The sequence below is a fragment of the Bradyrhizobium sp. WSM4874 genome (assembly GCF_055811835.1).
In genome coordinates this window covers 35,617-50,070 of sequence record NZ_JBVVPR010000043.1, presented here as the reverse complement: position 1 = coordinate 50,070, position 14,454 = coordinate 35,617, and the positions used below count along the sequence as shown (strand labels likewise).

The window sequence follows — 14,454 nt, the reverse complement described above, 5'->3', positions numbered from 1 at the left end:
CGTCGCAAGGGCTCCTCGCAATGACGGCGTGGAGGCAGCTACACCCGCGGCATGCTCACAGGCCGCACCTCTCGGGCTTGCGCCGCGAGCCTGATGCCGGCATTGGCTGCACCAAATCCCTGATAATCCCGCCGCTCCACGATCTCGAAGAAAAACCGCTCGTCGAAGATGTGGGTGTAGACCTGGAAGAACTCCCCGTCGCCTTCGCGGTCGTAGAGAATGTGGTTGGCGCGCAGCTGCGCCATCAGGTCGGGCGCGAGGTCGTATTTGGCTTCGATGTCGTCGTAGTAATTGTCCGGAATATCGAGGAAATCCGCACCGCGCTTGCGCATCTCCGCGACCGCCGCGAAAATGTCCGGGCACGTGAACGCGACGTGCTGCACGCCCGAGCCGAAAAACTCCGAGATGAAGCGGGCCGGCAGCGTGCGGTTGGCGGATGAGCCGTTGAGCACGAAGCGCAGGCTCTGGTCGCCGTTGATGACGGCTTGGCTTTGCACAAGGCCCCTGGGATCGGCGATTTCCATCTGCGGCAGCCGCTCGAGGTCGAGGATGCCGGTGTAGAACAGCAGCCACGACAGCATCTCGTCATAGGGCATCGACTGCGCGATGTGATCGACAGCGAGCAGGGCGTCCGCGCGAGCGTCGCTCGGGACCTGTTCGAAATCCGTGTCCCAGTTCTTGCCGGCCTGATCGAGAAAATACAGCAGGCTGCCGCCGACGCCGTGAATTGCGGGAATCTCCAGCTCGCCCGGCCCGACCGGCTGGTAGAAGGTGCGCGCTTTCAGCGTCTCGGCGCGCTGCATGACGAGGCTGGCATTGTCGACGTCGAGCGCGATGGCGCAGACGCCGGGGCCATGCGTCACGTAGTGCGAATGCGCAAAGCCATCGGTCTCGGAGTTGACGACGAGCTCGACCTTGCCCTGCGACCAGCGCTCCACCGCCTTGCTGCGATGCTTGCCGGTCTTTCGGAAACCGAGCTGCGAAAGTAGGTGGGCGAGTTCGCCGGCCTTGGTCTCGTTGACGGCAAACTCGATGAAGCCCGTCCCGCGACTTTTGGGCTTCGGTGCCAAGGGCTCGCTGATGAGCTTTGGCCAATCCGGTGCAAGCTGGTCCTCCAGCAGGATCAGCGAACGCAGGCCGTCGACCGCGGTCTGTACCGCCGAGCCGGCGCGGAATTGGTCGTTGAAGATCTCCAGCGATAGCGGCCCGGCATAGCCGGTCGCCGCGATCGCCGCCATGAACTCGCCGACCGGCAGATCGCCCTGGCCGGGGAAGGAGCGGAAGTGCCGGCTCCAGGACAAGATGTCGAGCTCGAGCTTCGGCGCGTCCGCAAGCTGGACCAGGAAGATCTTGTCGCCGGGGATCGAGGCCATCGCGCGGACCGGAAAGCCGGGGGCCAGCGCATGAAAGCTGTCGAGAATGACGCCGATCGCGGGGTGATCGGCGCGCCGCACGATCTCCCAGGCATCGCGGTAATCGTTGACGTGGCGTCCCCAGGCCAATGCCTCGTAGCCGACGCGCAAAGATCGTTTGGCCGCGCGGTCGCCAAGCTCGCGAAAATCATCCGCGGCGCGGTCGATGCCGCCGAGCGAGGCCGGCGACACGTTGGAGCAGATCAGCAGCAGATCGGTGCCGAGCTCCTGCATCAGGTCGAACTTGCGTTCGGCGCGGGCAAAGTTGCGCGAACGCTGCGGCTCCGGCATGCCCTCGAAATCGCGGAACGGCTGAAACGCGCAGATCTCGAGATTGAGGTCCTTGCAAAGCTGAGCCACCTCGCGCGGGCTTGCGCCGAACGACAGCAGGTCGTTCTCGAAAATCTCGACCGCGTCGAAGCCGGCGGAGGCGATGGCGCGGAGCTTTTCGTCAAGGGCGCCGGAGAGAGAGACCGTTGCGATCGAGCGTTTACTCATGCTGCGTTGTCCTCCATCGCGCCGCCGAGGAACAATTGTCCGATGCGGGGATCATTCAAAATGCGCTTCGCGCCGTCGACCATGCGGGTCTGGCCGAGCTCGAGCACGATGCCGATGTCGGATATCTCCAGCGCCGAGCGTGCGTTCTGCTCGATCATCAGAATGGTGACGCCGCGGTCGCGCAAGGATTTCAGGATGTCGAAAGTCTGCTGCACCATCAGCGGCGACAGGCCGATCGAGGGCTCGTCGATCAGCACCAGCTTTGGCTCGAGCAGCAGCGAGCGGGCGATTTCGAGCTGCTTCTGCTCGCCGCCGGATAGCGTGGAGGCCTGCTGCGTCGATTTTCGCCGCAGCGCCGGGAACAGGTCGAGCGCAGCCTCGGTCCGGCTCTGCAGGTCGATGCCCTTGCCTGCGGAAACGCCGCCGAGCTCGACGTTATGGCGTACCGACAGCTCGGGAAAGATGTTGCGGCCCTGCGGCACGTAGCAGATTCCGGCATTGAGCAGCGCGCGCTGGCTCAAACTGGTGACGTCGCGGCCGGCGAAGCTGACCTTGCCCTCGCGCAGCTTGAGCAGGCCGAAGATCGCCTTGAACACGGTGGACTTGCCGGCGCCGTTCGGGCCGATGATGGTGGTGATGGTGGCCTGCGGCACGGCGAAGGTGGTGCCGTTCAGGATGGTCATTTTGCCGTAACCGCCGACGAGATTGTGAACCGAGAGGATCGGATCGCTCATGATGTCTCTCCCTAGTGTCCGAGATAGGCTTCGATCACGGCGGGGTCCTTGCGGACCTCGTCCGGCCGTCCCATCGCCAGCACCGTGCCTTCCGCCATCACCATCACGCGCGAGCACAGCGACATCACGAATTCCATGTTGTGCTCGATCACGACGAAGGTGGCATTCTTTTCGCGGTTGATCGCGACCAGCCGCTCCTTCAGGTCCGTCAGCATCGACGGGTTGACGCCGCCGGCGGGCTCGTCGAGCAGCACCAGCCGTGGTCCGCCCATGAACGCCATGGCGGCGTCGAGCAGTTTTTGCTGGCCATAGGAGAGCCCGCCGGCGGGCTCTTCGGCGAGATGATCTAGCTTGAAAAAGCCCATCATCTGGTTGGCGGCCTCCGTCAGTCCGGCGTCGGAGCGGCCGACCAGCCGCGAGGCCATGCTGCCCTGGTGCTCCTGTCCCGCGAGGATCAGGTTCTCGCGCACCGAGAGTTTTGGAAACACCTGCAGGAGCTGGAAGGTGCGGCTGACCCCGAGCTTGTTGAGCTCGGCGGGTCGCAACCCCGTGACGACCTTGCCGTCGAGCTTGACCTCGCCCCCGCTCGGCGTGAGCTGGCCGAGGATGCAGTTGAACAGGGTCGACTTGCCGCAGCCGTTCGGGCCGATCAGGCCGAGGATCTCGCCCTCGCGGACGTCGAAAGAGACGCCGCCGACGGCGCTGATCCCGCCAAAATTCTTCTTGATGTCGGTGACCTCGAGGACCGCGCTCATTGCACCGTCTCCAGCCGGGACTTTGCGACGGCGCGCTGGGCCGAGGCCGCCTTGGTTCGCCGCTCGGCGAGATAGCGGTCGAGGATTCCCAAAATGCCGGTCGGCGACCAGATCAGCAGCCCCATCACCGCGATCGCGTAGAGCATCAGATAATAGCCCTCGGTGAAGCGCAGCCATTCCGGCAGCAGCACCGCGATCATCGCGCCGAGGAACGGACCCAGGAAGAATCCGGCGCCGCCGACGATTACGATCATCAGGAGGTCGAGCGAGAGCGACAGGTTGAACGGCACGGGATCGATATATTGCGTCAGCGGCGCATAGAGCGCGCCGGCGACCCCACCGAGCGCCGAGCCGATCGCGAACGCCATCAGCGTATAGCGTCGCGTGTCGACGCCCAGCGACTGCGCCCGCAGCGGGTTTTCGCGCAGCGCCATGAAGGCGCGGCCCCAGGGCGAGCGGATCAGCCACCACACCGCGAGCGACACGATCGCGAGCGAGCCGAGACAGACATAGTAGAACGGCAGCGGCTTGTTGGTCGCGATGCCGAAGATGTGCGGGCGCGGAATGTTGGAGATGCCGTAGATGCCGCCGGTGAGCCAGCTCTCGTTGCGAAACACCAGGAAGGCCAGCGTGGAGAAGGCGAGCGTGACGAAAGCGAGGTAGTGGTGCTGCACCCGCAGCGCGGGATAGCCGAGCACCCAGCCGACCGCGAAGCTCAAGGCGATCGCGACGACGATCGCCGCCGGCAGCGGCCAGCCATGCGTGGTCATGATCGCCGCGGCGTAGGCGCCGATGCCGACGAAGGCGCCCTGCGCCAGCGAGACCTGGCCGGCATAGCCAAGCGTGAGGTTGAGGCCCATCGCAGCGATGGCCATCACCGCCCACTGGCTCAGGATGAACAGGCCATAGCGGTTGAAATTCATGGGAACGACGATCAGCGCAGCGATCACGATGAGGCCGAACGCGATCTTCAGAGGTTTGGCGAAGCCGCTCATACGGTGCGCTCCTCGGCGCGGCCGAGCAGGCCCTGTGGCCGGAACAGGATGACGGCGATCAGGAAGATCATCGGCACGGCGGTGCGGTACTGCGTCGAGACATAGGCGGCCGCGAGATTGTCGAGCACGCCGATCAGGAGACCGCCTGCGATCGCGCCGCGCACCTGGTTGAACCCGCCGACGATCGCGGCGATGAACGCGGCCTGGCCCAGCACCTCGCCGGACGTGAACTTCGCGAGGTAGATCGGCGTGATCAACAGCGAGGCGAGAGCGACCAGGAACGCGTTGATCAGGAAGGTCAGGAGGATCATGCGCTCGACGGGAACGCCGATGATGCGTGCCACCGTCGGGTTCTGCGCCGCCGCCTGCATTTGGTGGCCGAGCGAGGTGCGGTTGAGAAGCGCAGTCAAGCCGAAGACGGCAAGGATGGCGAGGACGAGGACGCCGATGCTTTGCAGCGAGACGGCATGGCCGAGGATGGAAACGTCGCCGGTCGGCACGATCGAGGGGAACGGTGAGGCTTCGGCGCTGAAGAACTGTTTTACGGCCTCCTTGAGGCCGATCGCGAGCGCCATCGTCGCGATCGCGAGCGGCAGCACGCCATGGCGCATCATCGGATCCACCAGCAGCATCTTGAAGGCGAGGCCGAGCAGGAGCATCGAGAGCAGGATGCCGAGGATGATCGCGAGCCAGAACGGCGCGCCGGCATGCATCGCCGCCAGCATCAGGAACGCCGGCAGCATCACGAACTCGCCTTGCGCGAAATTGATGGTCTGCGAGGTCTGCCATAGCAGCGTGAAGCCGACCGCAACCAGCGCATAGATCGCGCCGGTGGCAAGTCCCGCGACCAGAAGATCGAACAGATTGGACATTTTCCCCTCTTTCCTCTCCCTCTCACCGCCCTTCTTTTTCTCCCTCTCCCCGCGAAGAGCGGGGCGAGGGAGACGAAAGATCTCCCCCCGGATCCGCCTTCGCTAAAGCTTCGGCGGACAGGCGCGGCGAGGGGCAAAGACCTCACTTCACCTTCGGCAGCACCTGCTTCACCACTTGCTTGCCTTCGACCACCTCGACCAGAAAGCTCTGGCGGTCGATGTCGCCGGTGTCGCTGAAGGTGACGTCCATCAGGATGCCCGGCTCGTCCGCGGCCTTGATGGTCAGGCCATGCAGATTGTCGGCGAACGCCTTGGAATCGACCTTGCCCATCTTGTCGGTCGTGGCCTTCACCATATAGACCGCGAGATAGCCCTTCAGTCCGTTATGGTCGGGCACGTAATTGTACTTCTTCGCGAACTTGTCGCGAAACGCCTTGATCAGGTCGACCGGCGCGTCGGTGGTGAGACCGACATGACCGCGCGCGCCGTTGGCGGCATCGCCCGCAAGCTCGATCACCTTCTGCCCGATCAACGTGGTCTCGCCCATCAGCGGCGCGGTGACGCCCTGGCGCTTCAGCTCCTTCAGGATGCGTGCGCTCTCTTCTTCGTTGAGATAGACGAACACGGCGTCGGGATTGGCAGCCTTGATCTTGCCGACGTCGGCGGCGAAATCGGCCTGGCCCGCCTCGGTGGAGAGATCGGCGACGACCTTGGAGCCGAGGCGGTCGAGCTCCTTGACGACGACATCGCGACCGCCGCGGCCAAAGTCATTGTTGACCCAGACCACAGCGACCGACTTCGCCTTCATGTCGTCGTGAATGTATTTGGCGACCTTCGGCATCGACGATTGCTGGCCGAACGAGGTGCGGAACAGGAATTTGTTTCCGGCCTGCGTCAGCTCGGCGGCTTCGCCGCCCATGATCTGCGCGATGCCGGCCTCGGCCGCCAGCGGCGCGGTCACCTTCACGGAGCCGGAATAGCCGGGTCCGAGCAACACATAGGGCTCGGCGTCGAGCGCCTTTTGCACCTGCGCGCGCGCGACGCCCGGGTTCGATTGCGAGTCCGCATGAGTGACTTCGAGCTTGCGGCCGAGCACGCCGCCCTTGGCATTGATCTCCTCGATCGCGAGGTCGATGCCGTTCTTCCAATTGGTGCCGACGGTGGCGCCGCCGCCGGACAGCTCAGCGACGTCGGCGAGCTTGATCGCCTGGGCGTGGACACTGGTTGCGGTCGCGAAGGCAAGCAGGGCGCCTGCCAGAATGGTCGATTTCATGGTCTCTCCTCCGATTTTTTCGTTGATGTTGTGCGCGGCCTTGTGTCCGGCCGTTTCGATTACGCTGCGTGATAGGCCGAGCTTCGTGCCGCCATCACCTCGTCGAATGCCTCTCCCATGACCTCGGTCGATGGGGCGAGGCCCGTGAACAGTTCGAAAGCGTCGGCGGCCTGGTAGATCGCAAGCTCCCGCCCGGTCATGATCCGCGCGCCCTTGGCCTGGGCGGCTGCCAGCAGCGGCGTGATCAGCGGCGAGTAGACGGCATCGGCGACCCACAGGTTTTGACGCAGCAGCGTCGGCGCGACCGGCGTTTCCCGGTTCGGCAGCATGCCGACCGGCGTGCCGTTGACGAGGCCCGTTGCGCCGTCGAGCGCGGCCTCGACGCTTGCGGCGACCTTGGCGCCTCCCTGCTTGACGAGCAGCGCGGCGAGTTTTTCGGCGCGTGCTGGCTCGCTGTCGAAGATGCGGATGTCGGTCACGTAAAGGCTCGCCAGCGCAAAGGCGATCGCCTTGCCGACGCCGCCGGTGCCGATCACGGCGACCGCGTTTCCAGAGGGAGCCAGCAGCGGCGCGACGGCGCGCGCAAAGCCCGTCGTGTCGGTGTTGTGGCCGATCAGCCGGCCGTGGCTGACGACGACGGTGTTGACCGCCCCCATGGCGGCCGCACCCGGTGCCAGTTCATCGAGCAGCGGGACCACCGCCTCCTTGTAGGGAAAAGTGACGTTGACGCCGGCAAAGCCGAGGCGCCGCACGCCTTCCAGCATCATGGCGAGCTCGGCCGAGCCGGCGCCGGCCACCTCGATGAGCTGGTAATGGCCGCGCAAGCCCAGCGCCTCGGCGGCGCGCTCGTGCATGGCGGGGGATGCGGAATGCGCAATGGGAGCGCCGATCAAGCCGGTGAGAAGCTTTTTGCTGGCGGCGTGTCCGGGCTTTGACATGGTTCGCTATCGTCTCGTTGGGAGCGTTCGGTCCCGGCCATTAGCGGAGAAATCCGCGCAATTCCAAGGGGGCTTCCGCGTGCGACGATAGCGCTTCCCCCGCCTAACACAATTACCCTCTTGTCCTGCAAACCTAACATAATGTTATTTCCTCCGACCGCGTGGCGGCGCGGCCCTGCCTTTGCCCCGCGACGGCTCGACCGCGCGCATCTCGGCGCGCAGGGCCTCGATGAAATACTCGACGTGGAGCGACAACGGCGCGCCGCGCTTCACCGCGATATAGGTGTCGAACCGCGTCGGCTCGGTGATCTTGATCAGCTCGATGCCGGGATAGCCGCCATGGGCCACCGTGAACTGGTCGATGATGGCGATGCCGAGCCCCGCCTTCACCAGCGCGCAGACCGTGGTGCCGAAGCGGGCGCGGATGGTGATGTTGTACGCGAGCCGGTGGCGCGCGAAGATCTCGGCCATGATCCGCCCGTAGGGGTCGTTGGGATCGATGCCGATCAGCGGATAGCGGGTGATCTCAGCGGCGGAGACCTGCTTGCGGCCGGCGAGCTCGTGGCCCGGCGGCACGATGCAATAGAGTTCGCCCGAGGCGAGCGGCATGAACTCGAGCCCGGAATGTTCGAGCCGGTAGCTCATCGCAACGCACTCGCCGCGGCCGAGCAGGAGATAGTCGATGGCTTCCTCGAGCTTGAGGATGTTGATGTCGATGCCGAGATCCGGATAGCGCCGCCGGACCCGCTCGATCGCGCGCGGCACCATGACTTGCGAAATGCTCGGCACCGAGCCGATCCGCAGCTCCGACAATCCGCCGCGGCCGATCTTGGAGATGATCTCGGAGAGGTCGTCGACCTTCTTGTAGACGCCGTTGATCTGCTCGAAGATGTTCTCGGCTTCCGGCGTCGGGAAATAGCGGCCGTTCTGGCGCTGGAAGAAGCGGATGCCGAGCGAGCGCTCGGTGTATTTGACGAGGCGGCTGATACCCGGCGCCGAAACATTCAGCAGCTTCGCCGCGCCGCCGATAGTGCCCGTCACCATCACGGCACGGATCACTTCAACCTGGCGCAGCGTCATCATGTCCCGGGCATCCGAAAGATAATCGTTGGCGGCGATTATCTCACGAGAGCCATGATGTCAGCCAGCGGTAAGGACGGCCAGCGGTCAGGAAGGCGCGCGATCTGTTGTAGCGGCGTCGGTTGCCTCAATTGCGTTCTAGCTCGCCGGTCCGTCCGGCGAGGCGCTCTCCGCCGGCTTGCTGCGCTCGCTTTGCAACACTCCGCGTGCGAACTCGATGATCTTCTGCTTGTTTGCCGTTTCGCGGACAGCAAAAAACACGCGGTTGAGTTCCAGGCCGAGCACGCTGTTGAGGGCGATGTCCTCATCTTCCATCGTGGTGTTCCCGCTTCGACATCGTAGGTGTATCTTGACGTCACTTCTTCCACAAGTAGATTAAACCTTCGGGGTCAATGGGATACCGGGAAACTACGGAAACGCTGAATTGAGGCAGTGCCCAAAGACGTGCTATAACGGACAGCGAGGGTCAGGAAACGCACCGATGTCCGCCGTGGATTATGGCCGGGAAGCGCTCGACTTCATTGAGGGGCTTGGAGCCTATACCAAGGTTCCTGACGCCATGGACGCGCTTGCGACCGCGTTCGGGCGCTACGGCTTCGAGCACATCATCGTAACCGGCTTGCCGAATCCCGATCAGCGCTTCTCCCAGATGGTGCTCGCCAAGAAGTGGCCGGCGGAGTGGTTCAGCCTCTATACCCAGAAAGGCTACGACCGCGTCGATCCCGTAATCCGCAAATGCCGGCAGACGGTGAACCCTTTCGAGTGGTCCGAGGCGCCGTACGATCCAGAGCTGGAGCCAGGCGCGGTGGAGGTGATGCGGCGCGCTGCCGATTTCCGCATGTCGCGCGGCTTCGTCGTGCCGATCCACGGATTGACCGGCTACGAGGCCGGCGTCTCGCTCGGTGGCGTTCACCTCGACCTCAATGCGCGCAGCAAGCCGGCGCTGCACCTGATCGGCATGTACGGCTTCGATCACATTCGCCGCTTGCTCCATCCGGCGCCGCATCGATCGATGCGCCTTACCCCGCGCGAGCGCGAGGTGCTCGCTTGGGCCTCGCAGGGCAAGTCGGCCTGGGAAATCGGCGAGATCCTGCACATCACGCAGCGCACCGCCGAAGAGCATCTTGCAACTGCCGCGCGCAAGCTTGGTGCCGTCAACCGGACGCATGCGGTTGCGATCGCGATCCGCCAGAGAATCATCACCCCCTGAAATCCGCGCCTACTGGGAAATTTCCCAGTAGTCGCTTTGGCCGTTTTCCGTGAGTGTTCCCCTTATTTCGAACAATGGGGGAATAAATGATTCATGTGATTTCTGCCGCCAACCGGCACCTCTACGAGGATGTTCTCGAGCAACATTTCAGGATGCGTCACGAGATTTTTGTCGAGGAGCGGAAATGGGAGGCGCTGCGCAAGCCCGATGGCCGCGAACTCGATAGCTACGACAATGAGGACGCGATCTACCTGCTGGCTCTCGAAAATCGCCGGGTGCTCGGCGGCTCCCGCCTGTATCCCACCACCAAGCCGACGATGATGAGCGAGGTCTTCCCGCATCTCGCCGCGGTGCGCGGTTGCCCCTCCAACCCGCTCGTCTGGGAGTGGTCACGCTTCTTCGTTTCGCGCGAGCGCCGCGACGGTGCGTTCAATTGGCAACTGATGGCAGCGGCGCAAGAGTTCTGTCTCGATCAGGGCATCGAGCGTCTCTGTCTTGTCATGGAGACCTGGTGGCTGCCGCGCTTCCACGAGATCGGATTCATCGTCACGCCGCTGGGATTGCCGGCGCTGGTCGAGAATTCCTGGACGATGGCGGCCACGATCGAGATCCGTCAAGAGTCGCTGGATGCCGTGTGTGACCGTATCGGAATGACAAACGTCATGCATCAGGACGGTCCGCGTATCGATTGCATCGCCCTTGCCAACCTCTGCGGCCTCGCTGCCGCGCAACGAAAGAGCGCCTGAGATGTCGAATATGATGCGGGACAGCCAGATCATGGCGCAAATCAAGGACGAAAATCTCGGCTACATGTCCGACATGGCGCTCGAACTCGCGGAGATGGCGGAAGACACCGGATTGGCGACGCTCGCCTATCTTTTCCGGATGGCGGCGCTGGAGGCCTCGACAGCCAACAGCGTGCTCGCCGAACCGGATGACCATTCCCGGCAGATGACGTCGCACTAGGCGTCTCCTTCCCAACGTTGCGACGATTTTCACACCCTCTCTCCGGCAACGGAGGGAGGGTGATCCGTTTGGGTGCGGCAGGTTGACCCATCCTGCGCGGCAGTCTTCTTGCAAGGGCCGATTACAGGGCCAGGATCGATCGCATGCATCGGCATGCAACAAAGTGCATGTTGGATGTCGAATCGCTCTTGCCTCGGAACGATACTGCCATTACCCATTTTTCCGCCTTGTACAGGCAGGGGGAGCTCTTTCACTGATGGCGACCGTGTTCGAACATCGGCGCGAACCTGCGTGCGCCTGAAAGAGTTTTGATGCTGCTCGTCGTCGAACAGTTCTTGAACGGTTTGCAGTTCGGCCTGCTGCTGTTCCTGCTCGCCGCCGGCCTGACGCTGGTGTTCGGGATCATGGATCTCGTCAACCTCGCGCACGGCTCGCTCTACATGATGGGCGCCTATTTCGCCGCGACCTTCGCAGCCTGGACCGGCAGCTTCCTGCTCGGCGCGCTTTTGGCGCTCGGCGCGACGCTGGTGCTCGGCATCGTGCTCGAGATGACCGCGCTGCGGCATCTCTACGGACGCGACCATCTCGACCACGTGCTCGCGACCTTCGGCCTGATCCTGTTCTTCAACGAGGCCGTGCGGCTGATCTGGGGCCCGGCCGGGCTTGCGTTGCCGCTCCCGGCCTGGCTCACCGTGCCGGTGCCGATCCTGCCGGGCATTCACTATCCCGCTTATCGCCTTGCCATCATCGTCGTGGCGCTGCTGGTTGCGCTGCTGCTCTATCTCGGCGTGATGCGCACCCGCATCGGCATGCTGATCCGGGCCGGCGCCTCCAACCGTGAGATGATCGGCGCGCTCGGCATCAACATCAAGCTGCTCTACACCCTGGTGTTCGGCCTCGGTGCCGCGCTCGCCGGCCTTGCCGGGTTGATGCAGGCGCCGATCCTCACCGTGCAGATCGGCATGGGCGAGAACATCCTGATCCTCGCCTTCGTCATCATCGTGATCGGCGGTATCGGCTCGATCCGCGGCGCGTTCCTGGCCGCGATCTTCGTCGGTATGATCGACACGCTCGGCCGCGCCTTCCTGCCCAATTTGTTGCGGCAGGTGCTGAGCGGCGCCGCGGCCTCCACCGCCGCGCCCGCGCTGTCGTCCATGCTGATCTATCTGCTGATGGCGATCGTGCTGGTGTTGCGGCCGGAGGGGCTGTTTCCGGCCAACCGTCGATGAAGTCATTCACTGTGAGCAAGGCCGTGACGGCCCTGATGCTGGCGGGCCTCGTGCTGCTGCCGCTCTATTCGCAACTCTCAGGCAACATCTTCATCCTGACGCTGTTCACCCGCATCGTCATTCTGGCGCTGGCGGCCGCGAGCCTCAACCTCATCATGGGTTTTGGCGGCATGATGAGTTTTGGCCACGCCGCCTATCTCGGCATTGGCGGCTACGCGGTCGGCATGCTGGCGCAGGAAGGCGTCGGAAGCGGCTTCATCCAGTTTCCGGTCGCGCTCGCGGCATCCGCGACTTACGCGCTGGTGATCGGCGCGCTCTCGCTTCGCACGCGTGGCGTTTACTTCATCATGATCACGCTCGCCTTCGCGCAGATGGCCTATTACGTCGCCTCGGGGCTGGCGCGTTATGGCGGCGATGACGGCCTCACCGTCTACAAGCGCAGCGACTTCTCCGGATTGATCAATCTGTCGAACCGCACGCAGTTTTATTATCTCTGCCTCGCCTGCCTGTTCGGCGTGGTCTTCCTGATCTGGCGCATCGTAAATTCGCGCTTCGGTCTCGTCCTGCAGGGCCTGCGCTCCAACGAGCAGCGCATGCAGGCGATCGGCTTTCCCTCGAAACGCTACCAGCTGGTCTGCTTCGTCATCTCGGGCATGATGTGCGGCCTCGCCGGCGCGCTGCTCGCCAACAACACCGATTTCGTCAGCCCGGCCGTGATGTACTGGACGCGCTCCGGCGACCTCATGGTGATGGTGATCCTCGGGGGCATGGGCACGCTGCTCGGTCCGGTCATCGGCGCGGTGGTGTATTTGCTGCTGGAAGAGTTTTTATCGCAGCTCACCGAATATTGGGCGCTGATCATGGGCCCGATGCTGCTGCTGATCGTGCTGTTCGGCCGTGGCGGCATCATGGGCCTGCTCGGGAGACTCAATCGTGGCTGAGCCGCTGCTTCGCGTCGACAGGCTGGTGCGCCGCTTCGGCGGCATCATTGCGACGGACAACGTCTCGCTCGACGTCGCGGCGGGTGAGCTGCACGCCATCATCGGCCCGAACGGCGCCGGCAAGACCACGCTGATCAGCCAGCTCACCGGGCATCTGGAGCCGCATTCCGGTAGCGTCTCGCTGGCGGGGCGCGACATCACCTATCTGCCGGCTCATCGCCGCTGCGCGCTGGGCCTGGCACGTTCGTTCCAGATCACCTCGCTGCTGCTCGATTTCACCGCCGCTGACAATGTTGCGCTCGCGGCGCAAGCGCATGCCGGCACCTCGTTCCGCTTCTTCGCCAATGCGCGCAAGGAGAAGGGCCTGCGCGATGCCGCGCATGCCGCGCTCGACCGCGTCGGTCTCGCCCATCGTGCCGATGTCCTGGTGTCCAGGCTCAGCCATGGCGAGCGTCGCCAGATCGAGCTGGCGGTTGCGCTGGCAAGCAAGCCGAAGCTTTTGCTGCTCGACGAACCGATGGCGGGCCTCGGCGTCACCGAGTCCCAGCGCATGGTGCAGCTGCTCCAGGAGCTGCGCAAAGAGGTCTCCATCGTGCTGGTCGAGCACGACATGCCGGCGGTGTTTGCGCTGGCCGACCGTATCTCGGTGCTGGTCTATGGCCGCGTCATCGCCTCCGGCGATCCGGCCGCGATCCGGGCGAACGAGGACGTCAAGCGCGCCTATCTCGGCGAGGCGCATGTGGTGACGCACCATGTCTGAAAAAATGGTGGCTGACACGCTGCTCGAGGTCGACGGCATCGAGACCTGCTACGGCCTGTCCCAGGTGCTGTTCGGCTTGTCCCTGTCGGTCAAATCAGGCGAGATGGTCTCGCTGATGGGCCGCAACGGCATGGGCAAGACCACGACCATCCGCTCCATCATGGGCCTGACGCCGGCGCGCGCAGGCAGCATCCGCTTTGCGGGCTCGGAAGTGCGGACGCAACCGTCCTACCGGATAGCGCAACTCGGTGTCGGCCTCGTCCCCGAGGGGCGGCAGATCTTCCCGAACCTCACCGTGCGCGAGAACCTGGTTGCAGCCGCCGCCGATCGTTTCGACAGCAGCAATCCCTGGACGCTGGCGGCGATCTACGTGATGTTTCCGCGCCTCGCCGAGCGCGCTTCCAACATGGGCAACCAGCTCTCCGGCGGCGAGCAGCAGATGCTCGCAATCGGCCGCGCGCTGATGACCAACCCGAAGCTCCTCATCCTGGATGAAGCGACCGAAGGCCTGGCGCCCCTGATCCGCGAAGAGATCTGGAGCTGCCTGTCGCTGCTCAAGAGCCGGGGACAGTCGATCCTGGTCGTGGACAAGAACGTAGACCACCTTGCCCGCATCTGCGACCGCCACACCATTATCGAGCGCGGCAAGACGGTGTGGAGCGGCACCTCTGAAGAGCTAATGGCAGAGCCGGATCTGCAGCACAAATATCTGGGGATCTGAGGCTGGGCGGTGAGGTGAGGTACGCCGTGGCCGCTTCCCATGGTGTCGTCCTGGTGAAAGCCAGGACCCA

At 64.1% G+C, this 14,454-nt stretch carries 16 protein-coding genes; 7 read left to right on the top strand and 9 right to left on the bottom strand.

Annotated features, from left to right (window positions below):
- Positions 1–38: 38 nt before the first annotated feature.
- The 9 genes from AC0L3P_RS31800 to AC0L3P_RS31760 form a co-directional block, all read right to left on the bottom strand.
- Positions 39–1,910 (bottom strand): bifunctional sugar phosphate isomerase/epimerase/4-hydroxyphenylpyruvate dioxygenase family protein, encoded by a 1,872-nt coding sequence (locus AC0L3P_RS31800; protein ID WP_354063903.1) that lies wholly within the window; start codon positions 1,908–1,910, stop codon positions 39–41.
- Positions 1,907–2,644 carry an ABC transporter ATP-binding protein gene (locus tag AC0L3P_RS31795; RefSeq protein WP_473308109.1) on the bottom strand — a complete coding sequence of 246 codons (738 nt, stop codon included), beginning with the start codon at positions 2,642–2,644 and terminating at the stop codon, positions 1,907–1,909. Before AC0L3P_RS31795 ends, AC0L3P_RS31800 begins: the two co-directional genes overlap by 4 nt.
- A gap of 11 nt (positions 2,645–2,655) precedes the next feature.
- Positions 2,656–3,399, bottom strand: coding sequence for an ABC transporter ATP-binding protein (locus AC0L3P_RS31790; protein ID WP_473308106.1), 744 nt, complete (start codon positions 3,397–3,399; stop codon positions 2,656–2,658).
- The gene (locus tag AC0L3P_RS31785) at positions 3,396–4,394 is read right to left on the bottom strand and encodes a branched-chain amino acid ABC transporter permease (RefSeq protein WP_354063906.1); all 999 of its coding nucleotides are present in this window, start codon (positions 4,392–4,394) and stop codon (positions 3,396–3,398) included. Before AC0L3P_RS31785 ends, AC0L3P_RS31790 begins: the two co-directional genes overlap by 4 nt.
- Entirely contained in the window at positions 4,391–5,266 is an 876-nt protein-coding gene (locus AC0L3P_RS31780) for a branched-chain amino acid ABC transporter permease (RefSeq protein WP_354101187.1), read from the bottom strand. The genes AC0L3P_RS31785 and AC0L3P_RS31780 overlap by 4 nt, the downstream gene beginning before the upstream one ends.
- 142 nt (positions 5,267–5,408) lie before the next feature.
- Positions 5,409–6,539, bottom strand: a complete 1,131-nt coding sequence (locus tag AC0L3P_RS31775; protein WP_354206093.1) for an ABC transporter substrate-binding protein — start codon at positions 6,537–6,539, stop codon at positions 5,409–5,411.
- 59 nt (positions 6,540–6,598) lie between these two features.
- Positions 6,599–7,477 (bottom strand): shikimate dehydrogenase, encoded by an 879-nt coding sequence (locus AC0L3P_RS31770; RefSeq protein ID WP_473308101.1) that lies wholly within the window; start codon positions 7,475–7,477, stop codon positions 6,599–6,601.
- 144 nt (positions 7,478–7,621) lie between these two features.
- Positions 7,622–8,560 carry a LysR family transcriptional regulator gene (locus tag AC0L3P_RS31765; RefSeq protein ID WP_473308099.1) on the bottom strand — a complete coding sequence of 313 codons (939 nt, stop codon included), beginning with the start codon at positions 8,558–8,560 and terminating at the stop codon, positions 7,622–7,624.
- A gap of 135 nt (positions 8,561–8,695) precedes the next feature.
- A complete protein-coding gene (locus AC0L3P_RS31760; RefSeq protein ID WP_007597932.1) occupies positions 8,696–8,872 on the bottom strand; it encodes a hypothetical protein in 177 nt (58 codons plus the stop codon).
- A gap of 166 nt (positions 8,873–9,038) precedes the next feature.
- Here AC0L3P_RS31760 and AC0L3P_RS31755 point away from each other — a divergent pair, with 166 nt between their 5' ends.
- From AC0L3P_RS31755 to AC0L3P_RS31725, 7 genes are all read left to right on the top strand, one after another.
- Positions 9,039–9,767, top strand: coding sequence for a helix-turn-helix transcriptional regulator (locus AC0L3P_RS31755; protein ID WP_473308097.1), 729 nt, complete (start codon positions 9,039–9,041; stop codon positions 9,765–9,767).
- Between the two features lie 86 nt (positions 9,768–9,853).
- Positions 9,854–10,513 carry an acyl-homoserine-lactone synthase gene (locus AC0L3P_RS31750; protein WP_473308095.1) on the top strand — a complete coding sequence of 220 codons (660 nt, stop codon included), beginning with the start codon at positions 9,854–9,856 and terminating at the stop codon, positions 10,511–10,513.
- Between the two features lies 1 nt (position 10,514).
- The gene (locus tag AC0L3P_RS31745) at positions 10,515–10,733 is read left to right on the top strand and encodes a hypothetical protein (protein WP_275168472.1); all 219 of its coding nucleotides are present in this window, start codon (positions 10,515–10,517) and stop codon (positions 10,731–10,733) included.
- Between the two features lie 311 nt (positions 10,734–11,044).
- On the top strand, positions 11,045–11,962 hold the full coding sequence (locus tag AC0L3P_RS31740) for a branched-chain amino acid ABC transporter permease (RefSeq protein ID WP_473308092.1): 918 nt from the start codon (positions 11,045–11,047) through the stop codon (positions 11,960–11,962).
- Positions 11,959–12,903, top strand: a complete 945-nt coding sequence (locus AC0L3P_RS31735) for a branched-chain amino acid ABC transporter permease (protein WP_473308090.1) — start codon at positions 11,959–11,961, stop codon at positions 12,901–12,903. Before AC0L3P_RS31740 ends, AC0L3P_RS31735 begins: the two co-directional genes overlap by 4 nt.
- Positions 12,896–13,663, top strand: a complete 768-nt coding sequence (locus AC0L3P_RS31730) for an ABC transporter ATP-binding protein (RefSeq protein ID WP_473308087.1) — start codon at positions 12,896–12,898, stop codon at positions 13,661–13,663. Before AC0L3P_RS31735 ends, AC0L3P_RS31730 begins: the two co-directional genes overlap by 8 nt.
- Positions 13,656–14,384: an ABC transporter ATP-binding protein gene (locus AC0L3P_RS31725; RefSeq protein WP_473308084.1), complete on the top strand. Its 729-nt coding sequence runs from the start codon at positions 13,656–13,658 to the stop codon at positions 14,382–14,384. The genes AC0L3P_RS31730 and AC0L3P_RS31725 overlap by 8 nt, the downstream gene beginning before the upstream one ends.
- The last annotated feature ends 70 nt before the right edge of the window (positions 14,385–14,454 follow it).